At 71.7% G+C, this 17903-nt stretch carries 16 protein-coding genes and 1 pseudogene; 10 read left to right on the forward strand and 7 right to left on the reverse strand.

Features of this window, described 5'->3' with window-relative positions; genetic code table 11:
• Positions 1-107: 107 nt before the first annotated feature.
• Both whiG and OG550_RS24815 read left to right on the forward strand, forming a co-directional pair.
• Entirely contained in the window at positions 108-1025 is a 918-nt protein-coding gene (whiG, locus tag OG550_RS24810) for an RNA polymerase sigma factor WhiG (RefSeq protein WP_442906174.1), read from the forward strand.
• A 144-nt stretch (positions 1026-1169) separates the two neighbouring features.
• Positions 1170-1742, forward strand: coding sequence for a TetR/AcrR family transcriptional regulator (locus tag OG550_RS24815; RefSeq protein ID WP_327684116.1), 573 nt, complete (start codon positions 1170-1172; stop codon positions 1740-1742).
• 166 nt (positions 1743-1908) lie between these two features.
• On the opposite strand, the pseudogene OG550_RS24820 reads toward OG550_RS24815, so the two are convergent.
• Positions 1909-2631, reverse strand: a pseudogene (locus OG550_RS24820) (peptidoglycan DD-metalloendopeptidase family protein); the annotation flags it as partial.
• A 628-nt stretch (positions 2632-3259) separates the two neighbouring features.
• Between OG550_RS24820 and rpsB the strand changes: the two are divergent.
• The 5 genes from rpsB (at position 3260) to OG550_RS24845 (ending at position 8439) form a co-directional block, all read left to right on the forward strand.
• Complete coding sequence (gene rpsB, locus OG550_RS24825) at positions 3260-4183, forward strand: 30S ribosomal protein S2 (RefSeq protein WP_327681054.1); 924 nt, start codon at positions 3260-3262, stop codon at positions 4181-4183.
• A 129-nt stretch (positions 4184-4312) separates the two neighbouring features.
• Positions 4313-5152, forward strand: coding sequence for a translation elongation factor Ts (gene tsf, locus OG550_RS24830; RefSeq protein WP_327681056.1), 840 nt, complete (start codon positions 4313-4315; stop codon positions 5150-5152).
• 260 nt (positions 5153-5412) lie between these two features.
• A complete protein-coding gene (pyrH, locus tag OG550_RS24835) occupies positions 5413-6177 on the forward strand; it encodes a UMP kinase (RefSeq protein ID WP_327681058.1) in 765 nt (254 codons plus the stop codon).
• Positions 6178-6295: 118 nt separating this feature from the next.
• The gene (frr, locus tag OG550_RS24840; RefSeq protein WP_327681060.1) at positions 6296-6853 is read left to right on the forward strand and encodes a ribosome recycling factor; all 558 of its coding nucleotides are present in this window, start codon (positions 6296-6298) and stop codon (positions 6851-6853) included.
• Between the two features lie 407 nt (positions 6854-7260).
• Complete coding sequence (locus tag OG550_RS24845; RefSeq protein WP_327681062.1) at positions 7261-8439, forward strand: phosphatidate cytidylyltransferase; 1179 nt, start codon at positions 7261-7263, stop codon at positions 8437-8439.
• Between the two features lie 318 nt (positions 8440-8757).
• Here the strand turns inward: OG550_RS24845 and OG550_RS24850 are convergent, their stop codons facing one another.
• Together OG550_RS24850 and OG550_RS32820 are read right to left on the reverse strand one after the other, a co-directional pair.
• Positions 8758-9255, reverse strand: a complete 498-nt coding sequence (locus OG550_RS24850) for a hypothetical protein (RefSeq protein WP_327681064.1) — start codon at positions 9253-9255, stop codon at positions 8758-8760.
• Positions 9256-9326: 71 nt separating this feature from the next.
• Positions 9327-9656, reverse strand: coding sequence for a tyrosine-type recombinase/integrase (locus OG550_RS32820; protein ID WP_442906075.1), 330 nt, complete (start codon positions 9654-9656; stop codon positions 9327-9329).
• A gap of 265 nt (positions 9657-9921) precedes the next feature.
• Here OG550_RS32820 and OG550_RS24860 point away from each other — a divergent pair, with 265 nt between their 5' ends.
• Together OG550_RS24860 and rlmN are read left to right on the forward strand one after the other, a co-directional pair.
• Positions 9922-10236, forward strand: a complete 315-nt coding sequence (locus OG550_RS24860) for a helix-turn-helix domain-containing protein (protein WP_327681066.1) — start codon at positions 9922-9924, stop codon at positions 10234-10236.
• A 468-nt stretch (positions 10237-10704) separates the two neighbouring features.
• Positions 10705-11805 (forward strand): 23S rRNA (adenine(2503)-C(2))-methyltransferase RlmN, encoded by a 1101-nt coding sequence (rlmN, locus tag OG550_RS24865; RefSeq protein WP_327681068.1) that lies wholly within the window; start codon positions 10705-10707, stop codon positions 11803-11805.
• A 63-nt stretch (positions 11806-11868) separates the two neighbouring features.
• On the opposite strand, the gene OG550_RS24870 is transcribed toward rlmN, so the two are convergent.
• From OG550_RS24870 to OG550_RS24885, 4 genes are all read right to left on the reverse strand, one after another.
• The gene (locus OG550_RS24870) at positions 11869-13020 is read right to left on the reverse strand and encodes a hypothetical protein (RefSeq protein ID WP_327681070.1); all 1152 of its coding nucleotides are present in this window, start codon (positions 13018-13020) and stop codon (positions 11869-11871) included.
• A gap of 54 nt (positions 13021-13074) precedes the next feature.
• Entirely contained in the window at positions 13075-13833 is a 759-nt protein-coding gene (locus OG550_RS24875; protein ID WP_327681072.1) for an ABC transporter ATP-binding protein, read from the reverse strand.
• 297 nt (positions 13834-14130) lie between these two features.
• Positions 14131-15525, reverse strand: coding sequence for an aspartate aminotransferase family protein (locus OG550_RS24880; RefSeq protein WP_327681074.1), 1395 nt, complete (start codon positions 15523-15525; stop codon positions 14131-14133).
• Positions 15522-15995, reverse strand: a complete 474-nt coding sequence (locus OG550_RS24885) for an Lrp/AsnC family transcriptional regulator (RefSeq protein ID WP_327681076.1) — start codon at positions 15993-15995, stop codon at positions 15522-15524. The genes OG550_RS24880 and OG550_RS24885 overlap by 4 nt, the downstream gene beginning before the upstream one ends.
• Before the next feature lie 297 nt (positions 15996-16292).
• On the opposite strand from OG550_RS24885, the gene OG550_RS24890 reads away from it, so the two are divergent.
• Positions 16293-17738, forward strand: a complete 1446-nt coding sequence (locus tag OG550_RS24890; RefSeq protein ID WP_327681078.1) for a gamma-aminobutyraldehyde dehydrogenase — start codon at positions 16293-16295, stop codon at positions 17736-17738.
• The last annotated feature ends 165 nt before the right edge of the window (positions 17739-17903 follow it).

Consider the following 17903-nt stretch of genomic DNA (forward strand, 5'->3'; position numbering starts at 1 on the left):
CCACACACATTCCCGGACACAGAGTGACCGGTGGCGCCCGGTCCTCGGGAGGGCCGCGGACCGAGCGGCGCCCCGTGACCGAGTTCCCGCCCAAGGCCACAGGCGGGATGGGGTCCCTGGCGCGGCAAGGCGGCCGACCGGCGCACACCGGGGCGCACGACGACCGGCCGGACGCGCCCGGCCCCTCCGACGACGCGTCCGCCCCGGTGCAGACCCCCGCGCCGGCCGAGGCGCCGGCCCCCCGCCGGGAGGCCGGCGGCCAGGACCGCACGGCGCTCGAAGGGCTCTGGCGCTCCTACAAGGAGACGGGCGACCAGCGGCTGCGGGAGCAGCTGATCCTGCACTACTCACCACTCGTCAAGTACGTGGCGGGCCGGGTGGGGGTCGGACTGCCCTCCAACGTGGAACAGGCCGACTTCGTCTCGTCCGGGGTCTTCGGGCTGATCGACGCGATCGAGAAGTTCGACATCGACCGCGCCATCAAGTTCGAGACCTACGCGATCAGCCGGATCCGCGGCGCGATCATCGACGAGCTCCGGGCACTGGACTGGATCCCCCGTTCGGTGCGGCAGAAGGCGAAGGCGGTCGAGCGGACGTACGCCACGCTGGAGGCCCGGCTGCGCCGGACCCCGCACGAACCCGAGGTCGCGGCCGAGATGGGCATCGCCATCGAGGACCTGCACGCCATCTTCAGCCAGCTCTCGCTCGCCAACGTGGTCGCGCTCGACGAACTGCTCCACCCCGTCGGCGAGGGCGGCGACCGGTTGAGCCTGATGGACACCCTGGAGGACCACGGGGCCGACAACCCGGTGGAGGTGGCGGAGGACCGCGAACTGCGCAGGCTGCTGGCGCAGGCGGTGAACACGCTGCCCGAACGGGAGAAGACGGTGGTGACGCTCTACTACTACGAGGGGCTGACCCTCGCGGAGATCGGTCAGGTCCTCGGCGTGACCGAGAGCCGGATCAGCCAGATCCACACCAAGTCGGTGCTCCAGCTGCGGGCCAAGCTGTCGGACGTCCGGTAGGCACAGCCGGGCGTGGCGCACGCCGGGCTCGCGCCCCTCCGCCTCCTGGCGCGTCCCTCCGCGTCCGCTGCGACGCGCGGCACCGTACCGGCGGGCCGTAGGGCTCCGTACAGTGGGAGGGTGCCGAAGATCCGAGCGGCCAGTGTGGCCGAGCATCGTCAGTTGCAGCGAGCAGCTCTCCTTGATGCTGCCCGCAGTCTCCTCACCGAGGGAGGCATGGAAGCGCTGAGCTTCCCCGCGCTCGCGGCGCGCACGGGGCTCGCGCGTTCCTCGGTCTACGAGTACTTCCGTTCCCGCGCGGCGGTGGTGGAAGCGCTCTGCGAGGTCGACTTCCCGCTCTGGGCCGCCGAGATCGAGGCGGGGATGGAGAGCTGCGACACCGCGGCCGAACGGATCGAGTCGTACGTCCGGGGGCAGCTGGTGCTGGCCGCGGACCCGCGCCACCGGGCGGTCGCCGCGATCTCCGCACTGGAACTCGACGACGCGGCCCGTGAACGCATCCGGGCGGCCCACGGGAAGCTGGTCGGACTGGTGGTCCAGGCGCTGGAGGACTTCGGGCACGAGCGGCCGAGGCTGGCTGCCGCGCTGCTCCAGGGGATCGTCGAGGCGGCCGTCCGGCAGTCCGAACAGCGTGCCGCGGGTGGGCGGGCGGAGAGTCCCGAGGTGATCGCGGACGCCGCTGTCGCCCTCGCCCTGCACGGGCTGGGCCCGAGCTGACCCCTTCCGCTCCGGGTAGCAGGGGCCCGGGGGCACTGTCGCGGGGCGGGTCTGCGCCGCTCTCCTCCGGGCCGCCCGCGCCGTCCCTTCCAGCGCCCTCCGAGCCGCCGCCGAGTGGCAGCAGCCGGGCGGTCCCGGCCCCGAGCAGCGCGGGCGGGTCGAGGTACCGTCCGCCGCGCAGCAGTCCCCAGTGCAGGCAGGACCCGCCGGGGCAGTGGCCGCTGCCGCCGCCGAGCCGTCCGATCACCCGGCCCGCCGCCACCGGAGTGCCCACCGGGACGGTGCCGACGACCGGCAGGTAGGTGGTCCGCAACGGGGCCGCCGGAGGGACCGCGGACGCCGGATGGGTGACGGTGACCACCGGCCGGCCCGCCACCGGCCCGGCGAACGTGACCACCCCCGGCGCGGCCGCCCGGACCTCGGAGCCGGGAGCGGCGGCCAGGTCGACGCCCCGGTGGCCGGCGGCCCACGGCTGGGACGGCGCGTCGAACCGGCCGACGACCTCGGCCGGCCTGCCGTCCGGACCGAGCACCGGCCATGACCGCTCCCTCCCGCCGGGTCCGTGCCCGTGCTCGTTCCCGCCTCCGGGTCCGTGCCCGCCCCCGGCGGCGGACCCCTCGGTCGCGTGCCCCACCGAACCGGGGAGCACGGTCGGCAGCAGGGCGGCCGACGTCAGCAACGCGATCAGCAGCATCCGCAGCCCCGCTCCGCGTCCGTGCCCGCGTCCGCGTCCGTGCCCGGATCCCTGTCCGGACGGCCGCAGCGCCGCCGGCGGACCCGCACCCGGGCCGACACCCGGGGCGCCGGGGCGTACCGGACCGGGGCCCGGGAGCCTCCGGCCCGTGACGTCGGAGCCCGCGCCGGCTGGAACACCCGTCAGAGCAGTCATGGGGGTGAGGCTCCCCGAACAGCTCCGGCCCTGCCGACCCCGTCCCGATCGCTGTGGACAACCTGCCCCTGTGGACAGCGGCCGTCCCTCCGACGGGTGTACGCCTGTACGCCGCAGACCGCCCGAGGGCCCGCCGGTCCGGTCCGCTCCCGCCCGTAGCCCCTGTCGCACCCAGCCCGCACCACAGTCCGCGCCACGGCCGGAACCGCCGCTCGCACCAGCGCCCGCACCAGTGCCCGCATCGCGGCCCCGACCACCGTCCGCACCCGTGTCCGGGGCCGCCCGCCTCCTGTGGAGTCGCTCCGCGCTCGGCGCTTCCCGTACACTTCACACGCGACCCGGTCCGCCGGGTCGACTTCGCACGCCCCGCCACCGGTGGAAAGAAACGGCTCAGCCGCCACCCTCCGCCAGGTGCGAGTGCCGCTCGGTCCGCCGAGCCCGACGGTCCCCGGACCGCTCGGGTGGAAGCGGCTCGGCACGTTCGGGGCGTCAGGCGTGGCCGTCACCTGGCTGCCACGGACAAAACCGAGCCTGACCCGGCCTTCGCAGACGCCGAGCGGGGAGCGCCACCGCGCCTACCGCGACGCAGCTGCACCAGAGCCGGGCGCAACACCTGAGGAGCACGGCTATGGCCGTCGTCACGATGCGGGAGCTGCTGGAGAGCGGCGTCCACTTCGGTCACCAGACCCGCCGCTGGAACCCGAAGATGAAGCGCTTCATCATCACCGAGCGCAACGGCATCTACATCATCGACCTCCTGCAGTCGCTGAACTACATCGACCGCGCCTTCGAGTTCATCAAGGAGACCGTTGCCCACGGCGGCAGCGTCCTCTTCGTCGGCACGAAGAAGCAGGCCCAGGAGGCCATCGCCGAGCAGGCCACCCGCGTGGGCATGCCCTACGTGAACCAGCGCTGGCTCGGCGGCATGCTGACCAACTTCTCGACCGTCTACAAGCGCCTGCAGCGTCTCAAGGAGCTGGGCGAGCTGGACTTCGCGGACGTGGCCGGTTCCGGCCTCACCAAGAAGGAGCTCCTGGTCCTCCAGCGCGAGCACGACAAGCTGGAGAAGACCCTCGGCGGTATCCGCGACATGCAGCGCGTTCCCAGCGCTGTCTGGATCGTGGACACCAAGAAGGAGCACATCGCGGTCGGCGAGGCCCGGAAGCTCAACATCCCGGTCGTCGCCATCCTCGACACCAACTGTGACCCCGACGAGGTCGACTACAAGATCCCGGGCAACGACGACGCGATCCGCTCCGTCACCCTGCTGACCCGCGTGATCGCCGACGCCGTCGCCGAGGGCCTGAAGTCCCGCGCGGGTGTCGCCAAGGGCGACACGAAGGCCGAGCCGGGCGCCGACCAGCCGCTGGCCGACTGGGAGAAGGACCTCCTGGAGGGCGAGAAGAAGGCTGAGGAGGCTCCGGCCGCCGACGCCGAGGCCACCGAGGCTCCGGCCGTCGAGGCCCCCGCCACCGAGGCTGCCGCCGCCGAGGCTCCGGCCGCCGAGGCCCCCGCCGCCGAGGTCACCGAGGCTCCGGCCGAGCAGGCCTGACGTACCAAGGGTGAGGGGCACCCGCCGGTACGACACCGGTCGGTGCCCCTCTCTCCCGTGCCCGGGCCGAACCAGCGGCCCCGGCGCAACCCCACGCAGACACGCGAGACGCGAGAAGAGATTCACACCATGGCGAACTTCACCGCCGCGGACGTCAAGAAGCTCCGTGAGCTCACCGGCGCCGGCATGATGGACTGCAAGAAGGCCCTGGACGAGGCCGAGGGCAACGTCGAGAAGGCCGTCGAGCTCCTGCGCATCAAGGGCCAGAAGGGCGTTGCCAAGCGCGAGGGCCGTGACGCCTCCAACGGCGCCGTCGCCGCGCTGATCGCCGAGGACAAGAAGTCCGGCGTCCTGGTCGAGCTGAACTGCGAGACCGACTTCGTCGCCAAGGGTGACAACTTCGTGAAGGTCGCCGACGCGATCGCCGCTCACGTCGCCGCGTCCGCCCCGGCCGACCTGGAGACCGCTCTCGCCTCCGAGATCGAGGCCGGCAAGACCGTCCAGCAGTTCGTGGACGAGGCCAACGCGACCCTGGGCGAGAAGATCGTCTTCCGCCGCTTCGCGCAGTTCGCCGGCGACGGCTTCGTCGCGGTCTACCTGCACAAGACCAGCCCCGACCTCCCGCCGGCCGTCGGCGTCCTGGTCGAGCTGGACAAGGAGAACGCCGAGGTCGCCAAGGACGTCGCGCAGCACATCGCCGCGTTCGCGCCGAAGTACCTGTCCCGCGAGGACATCCCGGCCGCCGACCTTGAGAACGAGCGCCGCGTCGCCGAGGCCACCGCTCGCGAGGAGGGCAAGCCGGAGGCCGCCCTGCCGAAGATCGTCGAGGGTCGCGTCACCGGCTTCGTGAAGGAGCACTCCGTCCTGGAGCAGGCCTTCGCGAAGGACAACAAGAAGACCGTCGCCAAGGTCCTTGAGGAGAACGGCGTCGCCCTCAAGCGCTTCGCCCGCTTCCGCGTCGGCGCCTGAGCCACGTTCCACCGGGCTCCCGGTCTTATTAGGCTGGGAACCGCCCCCGCCCGCTGAGCAGGGCGGGAGGGACGCGCCGAACGGGCTCACCCAGCGCCAGATCCATGGGCGGGTCACGTCGGCAGCATGAACGACGAGGAGGCCATTGCCGTGCAGGACACCGAACCGGTTCCCGCGGCAGTGGCCTCCTCGCGTGTACGCGCAGGCCGGGGATCCGCACATCCACGCCTGTGAACCAGTAGGTGTAGAAGGAGAAGTCCATGCAGGAGACGCAGGAGACCGCGCAGGACACCCAGGCGGGTTCGCGTCGCCGGGTGATGCTGAAGCTTTCCGGTGAGGCCTTCGCCGGTGGCGGCGGACTCGGCGTCGACCCCGACGTCGTGCACGCGATCGCCCGCGAGATCGCCACGGTCGTCCGTGCCGGCACCGAGGTCGCGGTGGTCATCGGCGGCGGTAACTTCTTCCGCGGCGCGGAGCTGCAGGTCCGCGGAATGGACCGGGCCCGCTCGGACTACATGGGGATGCTCGGCACGGTCATGAACTGCCTCGCGCTCCAGGACTTCCTGGTCAAGGAGGGCATCGAGACCCGGGTCCAGACCGCCATCACCATGGGCCAGGTCGCCGAGCCGTACCTGCCGCTGCGGGCCGTGCGGCACCTGGAGAAGGGCCGAGTGGTGATCTTCGGCGCCGGTATGGGCATGCCGTACTTCTCCACCGACACCACGGCCGTCCAGCGCGCGCTGGAGATCCACGCGGACGTGCTGCTGATGGGCAAGAACGGCGTGGACGGCGTCTACGACTCCGACCCCCGGACCAACCCGGACGCGGTCAAGTTCGACGCGCTCGAATACTCCGAGGTCATCGCCCGCGACCTCAAGGTCGCCGACCTCACCGCGATCACACTGTGCAAGGACAACAACCTGCCGATGCTGGTCTTCGAGCTGCTGGCGGAGGGCAATATCGCGCGTGCGGTGAAGAGTGAGAAGATCGGCACACTCATCAGCCAGGATTCTGTCCGGGCCTGAGCCGCAACCAGCCGTACGGGTCGGCGTCACCCGGGCGTGGTCGGAGTGATCACCGCGACCGGCCGTGGCGCCGATACCGGTCGGGACAACCGCAGATGAACCGGACAGGGAGTACACAGTGATCGAAGAGACCCTCCTCGAAGCCGAGGAGAAGATGGAGAAGGCCGTCGCCGTCAGCAAGGACGACTTCGCCGCCATCCGTACGGGCCGCGCCCACCCGGCGATGTTCGCCAAGATCGTGGCCGAGTACTACGGCACCGTGACGCCGATCAACCAGCTGGCCTCCTTCTCCGTGCCGGAGCCGCGGATGGCGGTCGTCTCGCCGTTCGACAAGACCGCGCTGAAGGCCATCGAGCAGGCGATCCGCGACTCCGACCTGGGCGTCAACCCGTCCAACGACGGTTCCATCATCCGGGTGGTGCTGCCCGAGCTCACCGAGGAGCGCCGCCGGGAGTTCATCAAGGTCGCCCGTGGCAAGGGCGAGGATGCCAAGGTCTCGATCCGCGCCGTGCGCCGCAAGGCCAAGGACGCCATCGACAAGCTGGTCAAGGACGGCGAGGTCGGCGAGGACGAGGGCCGCCGTGCGGAGAAGGAGCTCGACGACACCACGGCCAAGTACGTGGCCGCCGTCGACGAGCTGCTGAAGCACAAGGAAGCCGAGCTGCTCGAAGTCTGATGAACGACGCCCCTGACGCCCCTGGCTATTGGGGCCCATCCGACCAGCAGTACCAGCCGTACCAGCCTGCGCAGGCACCGAACGCGCCTGCGCAGGCCCCCGGCACGGCGGCGCCCGCGCCCGGCGCGCCGGCGCCCGGGTCCCACCGGGCGGCCCCGGGGCAGCACGCGGCCCCGGCGCAGCCGCACGGGCGGCACGGCGCCCCGCAGCAGAACGGTGCTCGACCGCAGTACGGAGCTCCGCAGCAGTACGGCGCCCCGCCTCAGTTCGGGGCCCCGGAGCAGCAGGGCGTCCGGGGAGCGCACGACGGTCCCGGACACCACGGCACGGGTGACCCCGGCCGCCGAACGGGTCACTCCCAGCAGTCTCCGGTGTACTGGGGGGCCGACGCGGAGGAGACTCAGGTCATGCGTCCCGTATCGGCCGAGGAGGGTCCCCGGCCGGGGACCCGACCGGGGCCCGACCCGGCGGAGGGGCCGGCCCGGGAGGCCGGCCGGCTGAGCGGCCCGCTGTTCCGGGACGAGCAGCCCGGACCGGCGGGACCGGCGTCGTCGGAGACGGTCGTGCTGCGCGCGATCACCGACGACACCGCCCCCGCTCCCGGAGGTCGGCCGCACCCGCACGCCGCGGCGTACCCGGTCCCGCCGGGTCCCCCCGCGGCAGCGCCGGGTCACCCCGCGGCGGGGCAGCCCCACCCCGTGCCGTCGTCCCACCCAGGGCAGGAGACACCCGTGGCCCAGCCCGACCCGCAGCCGCAGCCGCAACAGCGCAAGCAGCGCGGTGGTCGCAACCTCCAGGCCGCGATAGGCGTGGGCGTCGGCCTCGGCGCGGTGATCGTCGCCTCGTTGTTCGTCGTCAAGGCGCTGTTCCTGGTCGTGGTGATCGCGGCGGTGTCGGTCGGTGTCTGGGAGCTGACCAGCCGGCTGGCCGAGCGCAAGGAGATCAAGGCGCCGCTGGTCCCGCTGGTCGCGGGTGGCATCGCGATGGTCGCCACCGGCTACTGGTCGGGCATCCAGTGGGCGGCCGCGTCGCTCGCGCTGACCGGTCTGGCGGTGATGGTCTGGCGGATGGCCGAGCCGCCGGAGAACTACCTGCGGGACATAACGGCGGGCATCTTCACGGCCTTCTACGTGCCGTTCCTGGCGACCTTCGTGGCGATGATGCTGGCGGCCGACGACGGCCCGCAGCGGATCGTGCTCTTCCTGATCGTCACCGTCTGCAGCGACACCGGCGCCTACGCGGTGGGCTACAAGTTCGGCAGGACCAAGCTGGCGCCGACGATCAGCCCGGGCAAGACCCGCGAGGGCCTGGCGGGCGGCATCGGCCTGTCGATGCTGGCGGGCGCGCTGCTGATGGAGTTCGTGATCGACGACGGCAGCTGGTGGCAGGGCCTGGTCCTGGGCGGCTGCGCGGCGGTCACGGCGACCCTGGGCGACCTGGGCGAGTCGATGATCAAGCGCGACCTGGGGATCAAGGACATGGGCACGCTGCTGCCCGGTCACGGCGGCATCATGGACCGGCTGGACTCGCTGCTGCCGACCGCCCCGGTGGTCTGGCTGCTGCTGGCGGCCTTCGTCGGAAGCTGACCCCGGAGCGGGGAGCAGGGCCGCGGGCGGGGCCCCGGACGCCAGGCGTCCGGGGCCTCCGCCGTCTGCGGCACTGGATGAACCATGCCTAAGCCCGGAGAACATGCTCCGGGGAGATGATGAAAAGCCCCCTACCTGCGGGTTCTCTGTCGGAAGGGGGCTTTCGCGTTGGTGCCGGGCCGTCTCTGGGCCGTCAGTCGGTCGGGTCGCCCGGGAGGAAGAGCCGATTGACGCCCTTCCGGGCACGGTCCTGGCTGTCCGGTACGAGGTCGGCCTACACCCCGGCGGGCGAAGCACCGCAGGCGCCCGGTGCCGGGCTCACGGACACCAGGAGTCGCCGCTATGGCTCGCCCGGGCCTCCACCGTGTAGCCGGCAGACGTCCAGGACACGGCGAGATGGGAGGTGGTGCCGTCGACCTGCTTGGTGAAGCAGAGGCCGAGCCGTTCGCCGGTCGGGTCTTGGCGCCAGGCGGGCTCGTCTGGCTCGGGCGGCGCCGGCAGCCAGTCGTTGCGGGCGGTGGCAGCCCGGTAGTGAGCGACCACGTCAGCCCGCGGGGCGGGCGCGGTGTATCCCTGGGCGAAGTATGCGAAGCGGTCGTCATCGTCGCAACCGGTGTACGACTCGCCGTCGGCCTGTGACCCTTGCGGGGTGCCGAGCGTCCGGACTTGGGAGGCCATCGGGTCCTGCAACGCCGCATCCGCGAAGGTGCAGCCGTAGATCCCGCCGTTGAGGGCCCACCAGCCACCGATAACGGTGAGTGTGCCGAAGACCAGTCCGCCCGCAACGACGGACGCTCCCACCCGAAGATCCTTCACGGCGGGAGCGTACAGCGCCCTACTAGCGGGTTCTCCGCTGGTAGGGCGCTGTCGCGTTGATGGGGCCGTCATTAGGTGGGCTCGCCGGGTAGGAACAGCCGGTCGACGGCCTTCCGGGCGCGGTCCTGGCTGTTCGGCATGAGGTCGGCGTAGACCCTGAGTGTCAGGGCCGGTTCGGCGTGACCGAGGTGGTCGCTGACGGCCCGGATGCTCTCCCCAGCGTCGAGCAGTACTGAGGCGTAGAAGTGCCTCAGGGCGTGCATGCCGTGCTGACGGGCGGAGGCGTAGGGCTCGCCCCGGCACGGCGTCGGGATGAGGTCGGCCGCTGAGATCGCGGGCTTCCACTCATGGAGGTTGAAGTTGCTCCGCCAGACCGGCCCGTCAGCGGTGTTGCTGAACAACAGCCGGAAGGTGACCGGCGGTCCGTCCGGGGTCTTCTACGGGAGCGTGACCGGCACGGGCTTTCAGGCGTCCATGTGGGCTCGGACAGCAGCAGCCACGGAGCTGGGGAGCGGTACATCGCGTTCCTTGTTGCACTTCGGCGGAGCGAACACGGCCTTGCCCCGGATCTGCTTCACCTGACGGAGCACGTGGGCGGCCGACCCGCGCCGGGAGGCCGCGCTCGATCACTCAGAGGTCACTCACAGGCACAATCAGGGGGACGGGATGCCAAGCGAGCCGCCGCAGTCAGTCGAGCCGTTCATCGCCGAACTGAAGCGCTGGCGGGACGTTCGCGGGCTCTCGCAGTCGGCCCTGGCCAAGGCGGTGGGCTACACGCCCTCGTACGTCTCGAAGGTCGAGAGCGGCCAGCAGCGGCCCTCCCGGGCATTCGCCGAGCAAGCCGATCGGGTACTGCATGCCGGAGGCGCGCTCCGCCGGGCTTTCGGTGAGATCGAAGCCCGAATGGGGCCTGGAGTTGAGCCGATCCCCGTCTCCGAATACCGGGGTACGGGGCAGGGGTGGAGTTACGGCAGCGCCTGAGGCCGGGGTGGTGGACGGGTCGTGAGAGTGCCGCTCGGGCCGCGGCGCCACGCGCTGGGTCTCGCCCGCAGGTTTCAGCGGGCAAGACCGGCCGGGTTGCCGAGCTTATGAGCGGCGCCGCTTTCGCTGGTCCTGCGGCAGTGAACCGAGGAAGGTCGCAAGGGCAGCAGCGGTCGTGATAGCCATCCCCACGTCCGGGAAGACCAAGGTGATCACGAAGGCGGCCAGCGCCGCCGCGGCCAGGGCCGTGCGACGTGCTGCCGGGAACTGGTGGCTTTGATCTGATCTCGGGCGTACGTTCAAAGGGCACCTCTGGGCTACCCACCGCGCCGTAGGTGTCCCCGGCTGACCGGGCCGTCTGCGGGCCGTGCAACGGCGGCCAGCGATGACAAACGACGGCCGTGGCCGAAGCCACTGACACAGACAGGGCACGGGCGGGTTCGCCTGATCTGCGACACTGGATGAACCATGCCTAAGCCCGGAGAACTCACCTTTGTCGCGCCGCGCGGCGCAAAGCCCCCGCGACACCTCGCCGACCTGAGCCCCGCCGAACGCAAGGAGGCCGTCGCCGAGCTGGGCGAGCAGCCGTTCCGCGCGAAGCAGCTCTCCAACCACTACTTCGGCCGGATGTCGAACGACCCGGAGAGCTGGACGGACATCCCCGCCGCGAGCCGGGAGAAGCTCACCGAGAGCCTGCTGCCCGAGCTGATGTCGGTGGTCCGGCACGTCTCCTGCGACGACGACAACACCCGCAAGACGCTCTGGAAGCTCTTCGACGGCACGCTCGTCGAGTCGGTGCTGATGCGGTACCCGGACCGGGTCACCATGTGCATCAGCTCGCAGGCCGGCTGCGGGATGAACTGCCCGTTCTGTGCGACCGGCCAGGCCGGTCTGACCCGGAACCTCTCCACCGCCGAGATCGTCGAGCAGATCGCCGCCGGGATGCGCGCGCTCAAGACCGGCGAGATCCCGGGCGGCGAGGCCAGGCTCTCCAACGTGGTCTTCATGGGCATGGGCGAGCCGCTGGCCAACTACAACCGGGTGCTGGCCTCGATCCGCCGCCTCACCGACCCGGCGCCGGACGGCTTCGGCCTCTCCCAGCGCGGCATCACGGTCTCCACCGTCGGACTGGTCCCGGCGATGAACCGGCTGGCGGACGAGGGCCTCAGCTGCCGTCTGGCGCTCTCGCTGCACGCTCCGGACGACGAGCTGCGCGACGAGCTGGTGCCGGTCAACACCCGGTGGAAGGTCGCCGAGGTGCTGGACGCCGCGTGGAACTACGCGGAGAAGTCCGGCCGCCGGATCTCCATCGAGTACGCGCTGATCAAGGACATCAACGACCAGGCGTGGCGGGCGGACCTGCTCGGCCGGCTGATCAAGAACCACCGGGTGCACGTCAACCTGATCCCGCTGAACCCGACCCCGGGCTCCAAGTGGACGGCCTCCCGGCCCGAGGACGAGCGCGAGTTCGTCCGCCGGCTGCAGTCGCACGGCGTGCCGACCACGGTCCGGGACACCCGCGGCCAGGAGATCGACGGCGCCTGCGGTCAGCTCGCCGCGGCGGGCTGAGCCGGCGCGACCCGACCGGAGCGGCCGCCGTCGGGAACGGTCGGAGCGGTCCGGCCGGCGGGGTCAGCGCAGCCCGGCCGCGGCCAGCGCCGCGGTGGCCCCGCCGGTGACCAGCAGGACCGTGCCGACCATCAGGGTCCGCAGCGCGACCGCGCCGAACAGTATCCGCGGCGCGACTCCGAGCCGCAGCAGCGCCTCGGTGACCCCCCGGCGGGAGGTGCGAAGTTCGGCCAGCCGGGCGGCCACGGCGGCGGCCGCGCAGCCGAGCACCAGCGCGGCCTCGACCGCGGGCAGGACGTCGGCGCTGCCGGGCGCGCCGATCCAGTAGCGGACGGTGGTGAGCACCACCGCGAGCGCCAGGGTGAGTACGGCGAGCGGCGGCCCGAGCCGGCGGGCCTGCGCGGTCAGGCCGCGTCCGGCGAGCAGGCGCAGCGGGGTGGGCCGGCCGACGGCGAGCAGTCGTCCCGCCCAGCCGAGCAGCGGTCCGGTGAGCAGCGCGAGTCCCAGCGCGCTCGCGATCCAGCCGCCGAGGGCGGCGGTGCTGGTGGTGCCGAGTCCGGCCGGCAGGTGGATCGGGCGGCCGTCGGCGGCGGCGCCGGGCCGGAGGGCGATCAGTTCGAGTGCCAGGCCGATCACGGCCAGACCGATCGGCAGGGCGAGCCGCCACCGGCCGAAGCCGGTCGGCTCGGGCCCGGGACGGCCGGGCAGGTTCTCGGCGTGCGGGACGGCGCCGGCCGCGGAGATCCCGGCGGTGAGCGGGACGAGGGCGAGCAGGGTGACCGGTGCGGCGGCCGGGAGCGGCACGCCCATGCCGAGTTCGTCGGCGAGTGCCGGGCCCGCGATGTCGTTGCGCAGGACCAGGAACAGCAGCAGGGTCAGGACGGCGCCGGCGCCGCAGGCCAGCGCGACCTCGCCGGCGATCAGGGCCCGGATCCGGGTGGACCCGGCGCCGGCGGCGGTGAGACCGGTGATCCGTTCGGGCCGCCGGGCCGGGACGGCGCGGGCGGCGACGGCGGCGAACCAGCCGACCGCGGCCAGCGGCGGCAGGCACCAGAGCAGTCGGACGAGGGCGTCGCCGCTGCCGAGCGGGTCGCTCATGGCGCGGCCGAGGGCGCGCAGCAGGAAGGCGGCGACGACCGCGCCGGCCAGGGCGGTCAGCAGCCAGCGGCCGAGGTCGAGGGCCCGGTAGCCCCGGGCCAGACGGAGATAGAACACGTCGACTCTTTCAGCGGCAGGCGGCAGGCGGCAGGCGGCGGGCGGCAGGCGGCGTCAGCGGCCGGTGGCCGGGACGGCGGAGGGCCCGGCGACCCCGGCGGCTCCCGGGAGGCCGCGCGGCACGGGCGCGGCCGGGGCGGCCAGCCGTCCGTCGACGAGCGCGACCGAGCGGTCCGCGTACCGGACGAGCTCGGGGTCGTGGGTGGCCAGGACGAGGGTGAGCTGGTGCGAGCGGGCCGCGCTGGTCAGTATCCGCAGGACCTGGTCGGCGGTCTCGCGGTGCAGCGGCGCGGTCGGGTCGTCGGCGAAGACGACCGGCGGCAGCGGGGCGAGCGCGCGGGCGACGGCGACCCGCTGGCGCTGGCTCTGGACGAGGCGGTCCGGCCGGACCTTGGCGAGCTCGCCGATGTCGAGGCGCTCCAGCCACTCGTCGGCGGCGGTGTGGGCGGCCTTTCCGCCGGCTCCGGCGAGCAGCAGCGGCAGGGCGACGTTCTCGCGGGCGGTGAGTTCGGGCACCAGGTGCGGTTCGGAGCCGACGAAGCCGAAGCGGTCGCGGCGGAGCCGCTCGCGGCCGGCCCGGCCGAGGGTGTGCACGGGGGAGCTGTTGAACCAGACCTCGCCCTCGTCGACCGGGAGGAGCGCGGAGAGGCAGCTGAGCAGCGTGCTCTTGCCGGAGCCGCGCGGGCCGGTGACGGCGAGCACCTCGCCCTCCCGGACCCCGAGCGAGATGCCGCGCAGGGCGGGGGTGCCGTGATGGGACTTGACGATCCCCCGGGCCCACAGCACGTCGTTGTCAGGAGGGGCCGCTGACATGAGGTTCCATCCTGGTGGCCGCAGGGATATGACAGTCGTCAGATTAGAACGATCGGGCCTGGGCGCGGGTGCGGCACACTGGCCCATCAGGGGCAAATCACCCGCAATCAGGCGTGTTTGGTCGAGGAACCGGTCGGGAATCCGCCGGCCGGGTGGCCGGTGGGTTTCCTGAGGGGCCGCCCCGGTGCGTGCCGGGCGCGACGGGCACGGCCGCCGGCGGCCGGGAAACGCCGCAGGGCGGCCCCGCGGGAAGCGGGACCGCCCTGCGGCGGAGGGTGGGGAAGGAAGCTCGGACCGTCAGATCTTCGCCCACGCGTCGGTGAGGCTGGTCCGCAGGATCTGCTCGATCTCGTCGAAGGTCGACTGGTCGGAGATCAGCGGCGGGGCCAGCTGGACGACCGGGTCGCCACGGTCGTCGGCGCGGCAGTACAGGCCGTTGTCGAAGAGCGCCTTCGACAGGAAGCCGTAGAGCACGCGCTCGACCTCGTCGTCGTTGAACGACTCCTTGGTGACCTTGTCCTTCACGAGCTCGATGCCGTAGAAGTACCCGTTGCCGCGGACGTCGCCGACGATCGGCAGGTCGCGCAGCTTGTTCAGGGTGCCCAGGAACTTCGACTCGTTGTCGAGGACGTGCTGGTTCAGGCCCTCGCGCTCGAAGATGTCGAGGTTGGCCAGCGCCACCGCGGAGGAGACCGGGTGGCCACCGAAGGTGTAGCCGTGCAGGAAGGTGTTGTCACCCTTGTAGAACGGCTCGGCGATGCGGTCCGAGATGATCGTGGCGCCGATCGGGGAGTAGCCCGAGGTCATGCCCTTGGCGCAGGTGATCATGTCGGGCTGGTAGCCGAACTTGTCGGCGCCGAACATGGTGCCGAGGCGGCCGAAGGCGCAGATGACCTCGTCCGAGACCAGCAGCACGTCGTGGCGGTCGCAGATCTCGCGCAGGCGCTGGAAGTACCCGGGCGGCGGCGGGAAGCAGCCACCGGCGTTCTGCACCGGCTCGACGAAGACGGCGGCGACGGTCTCGGCGCCCTCGTTGAGGATCGCGACCTCGATCTCGTCGGCGCACCAGCGGCCGTACGCCTCGGGGTCGACCGTGCCGTCGGGGCCGGCCAGGAAGGCCGGGGCGCGGTAGATGTTGGTGTTCGGGGCCTTGTGGGTGCCCGGCACCAGCGGCTCGAACGGGGCCTTCAGGCCCGGCAGGCCGGTGATGGACAGCGCGCCCTGCGGGGTGCCGTGGTAGGCGACGGCCCGCGAGATGACCTTGTACTTGGTCGGCTTGCCGGTCAGCTTGAAGTACTGCTTGGCGAGCTTCCAGGCGGTCTCGACGGCCTCGCCGCCACCGGTGGAGAAGAAGACCTTGTTCAGGTCGCCCGGGGCGTAGTTGGCCAGGCGCTCGGCCAGCTCGACGGCCTTCGGGTGGGCGTAGCTCCACACCGGGAAGAAGGCGAGCTCCTTGGCCTGCTTGGCGGCGGCCTCGGCGAGCTCCTCACGGCCGTGGCCGGCCTGGACGACGAACAGGCCGGCGAGGCCGTCGAGGTACTTGCGTCCCTTGTCGTCCCAGACGTAGGTGCCCTCGCCCTTGACGATCGTCGGCACGGGGGAGTTCTCGTACGACGACATGCGGGTGAAGTGCATCCACAGGTGGTCGTAGGCGGTCTTGGAAAGGTCCTTCTGCGCCGGGTCGGCTGTCATCGGGTGCCCCAGGTGTAGGTCTGTTTCCGGAGCTTCAGGTAAACGAAGCTCTCGGTGCTCCGCACGCCGGGAAGCGAGCGGATGCGCTTGTTGATCATTTCGAGCAGGTGCTCGTCGTCCTCGCAGACCAGTTCGGCCAGGAGATCGAACGAGCCTGCGGTGCAGACGACGTAGTCGACCTCGTCGAGGGCGGCCAACGCGTCGGCGACGGGCTCGATGTCGCCCTCGACCCGGATCCCGACCATCGCCTGGCGGGTGAAGCCGACGGTGAGCGGGTCCGTGACGGCGACGATCTGCATCACGCCCTGGTCGAGCAGCTTCTGGACGCGCTGACGCACGGCCGCCTCGGACAGGCCCACGGCCTTGCCGATGGCGGCGTACGGGCGACGCCCGTCCTCCTGGAGCTGCTCGATGATCGCCTTGGAGGCGGCGTCGAGGGGAACGCTGGCGTTCCGGTCGCGGTTGGCCACGCCGCCACTGTGCCTGATCAAGGCCGCGTTCGCAAGCGTGGGAGCTGCTGATTTCGTCGTGATCTTGGAAAACGGATGCGGATTTCATCGTGTCAGTGCAGATGGTCTGTCGATACCGGCAGCCGAACGGCTAACCTGGCCCGGTACCCGCGCGGCTCCGCAGCGCCGCGCGGATTCCCCCACCAGTGGACCGTGCCGGCCCCGGCCCGGCCACTCGGCGCCCTTCGTCGGCCGCACCGGCCGACGTACCATGGCGCCGGATTCTGCAACGCCGCAGGCCGAGACCGAGGAGAGACCGTGAGCGACCTTCGCACGCTGCGCAACTACATCAACGGTGAGTTCGTCGATGCGGCGGACGGCCGTACGCTCGACATCGTCGACCCCACCACCGGCGAGGTCTACGCGACGTCCCCGCTGTCCGGCACCTCCGACGTGGACGCCGCCATGGCCAGCGCCGAGGCCGCGTTCCCGGCCTGGCGCGACGCCACCCCGAGCACCCGGCAGAAGCTGCTGCTGAAGATCGCCGACGCGGTCGAGGCGCGCGCCGACGAGATCGTCGACGTCGAGTGTCGCAACACCGGTAAGCCGCGGTCGCTGACCCTCTCCGAGGAGATCGGCCCGATGGTCGACCAGATCCGGTTCTTCGCCGGTGCCGCCCGCCTCCTGGAGGGCAAGGCCGCCGGTGAGTACATGGACGGCATGACCTCGATCGTCCGCCGCGAGCCGGTCGGCGTCTGCGCCCAGGTGGCGCCGTGGAACTACCCGATGATGATGGCCGTCTGGAAGTTCGCCCCGGCCATCGCCGCGGGCAACACCGTGGTGCTGAAGCCCTCCGACACCACCCCGGCCTCCACCGTGCTGCTGGCCGAGATCATCGGCGGCGTGCTCAAGGACCTGGAGCTGCCGGCCGGCGTCTTCAACGTGATCTGCGGCGACCGCGAGACCGGCCGGGCCATGGTCGAGCACCCCACCCCGGCGATGGCCTCGATCACCGGCTCGGTGCGCGCCGGCATCTCGGTCGCCGAGTCCGCCGCCAAGGACGTCAAGCGCGTCCACCTGGAGCTGGGCGGCAAGGCCCCGGTCGTGGTCTTCGAGGACGCCGACATCGCCGAGGCGGTCGAGGGCATCTCGGTGGCCGGCTTCTTCAACGCCGGCCAGGACTGCACCGCCGCCACCCGCGTGCTGGTGCACGAGTCGATCCACGACTCCTTCGTCGAGGCGCTGGCCAAGGCCGCCGCCGAGACCAAGACCGGTGGCGTGGACGACGAGGACGTGCTCTACGGCCCGCTGAACAACGCCAACCAGCTGAAGCAGGTCACCGGCTTCATCGAGCGCCTGCCGGAGCACGCCAAGGTCGAGGCCGGCGGCCACCGGGTCGGCGACAAGGGCTACTTCTACGCCCCGACCGTCGTCTCCGGGCTGAACCAGGACGACGAGATCATCCAGAACGAGGTCTTCGGCCCGGTCATCACCGTGCAGAAGTTCTCCGACGAGGACCAGGCCGTCGGCTACGCCAACGGCGTGGAGTACGCGCTCGCCTCCTCGGTGTGGACCAAGGACCACGCCCGCGCGATGCGGATGTCCCGCCGCCTGGACTTCGGCTGCGTCTGGATCAACACCCACATCCCGCTGGTCGCCGAGATGCCGCACGGCGGCTTCAAGAAGTCCGGCTACGGCAAGGACCTCTCCTCCTACGGCTTCGAGGACTACACCCGGGTGAAGCACGTCATGACCGCGATCTGAGCGGGTCGTGACCGTCGGACGGCGCGTCGGCGTGATCTGACGAGCGCACGGTCGTGTGATCCGACCATGGGCCCGGGTCCTCGTGACCCGGGCCCTGTGCCTTTGCACCCTGTCGGCCGTTGGCGTGACCGGCTGACAGGATGAACCTGCACTTCGGGGGCGTGA

The sequence above is a fragment of the Kitasatospora sp. NBC_00458 genome (assembly GCF_036013975.1).
In the GTDB taxonomy this organism is placed as follows: Bacteria; Actinomycetota; Actinomycetes; order Streptomycetales; family Streptomycetaceae; genus Kitasatospora.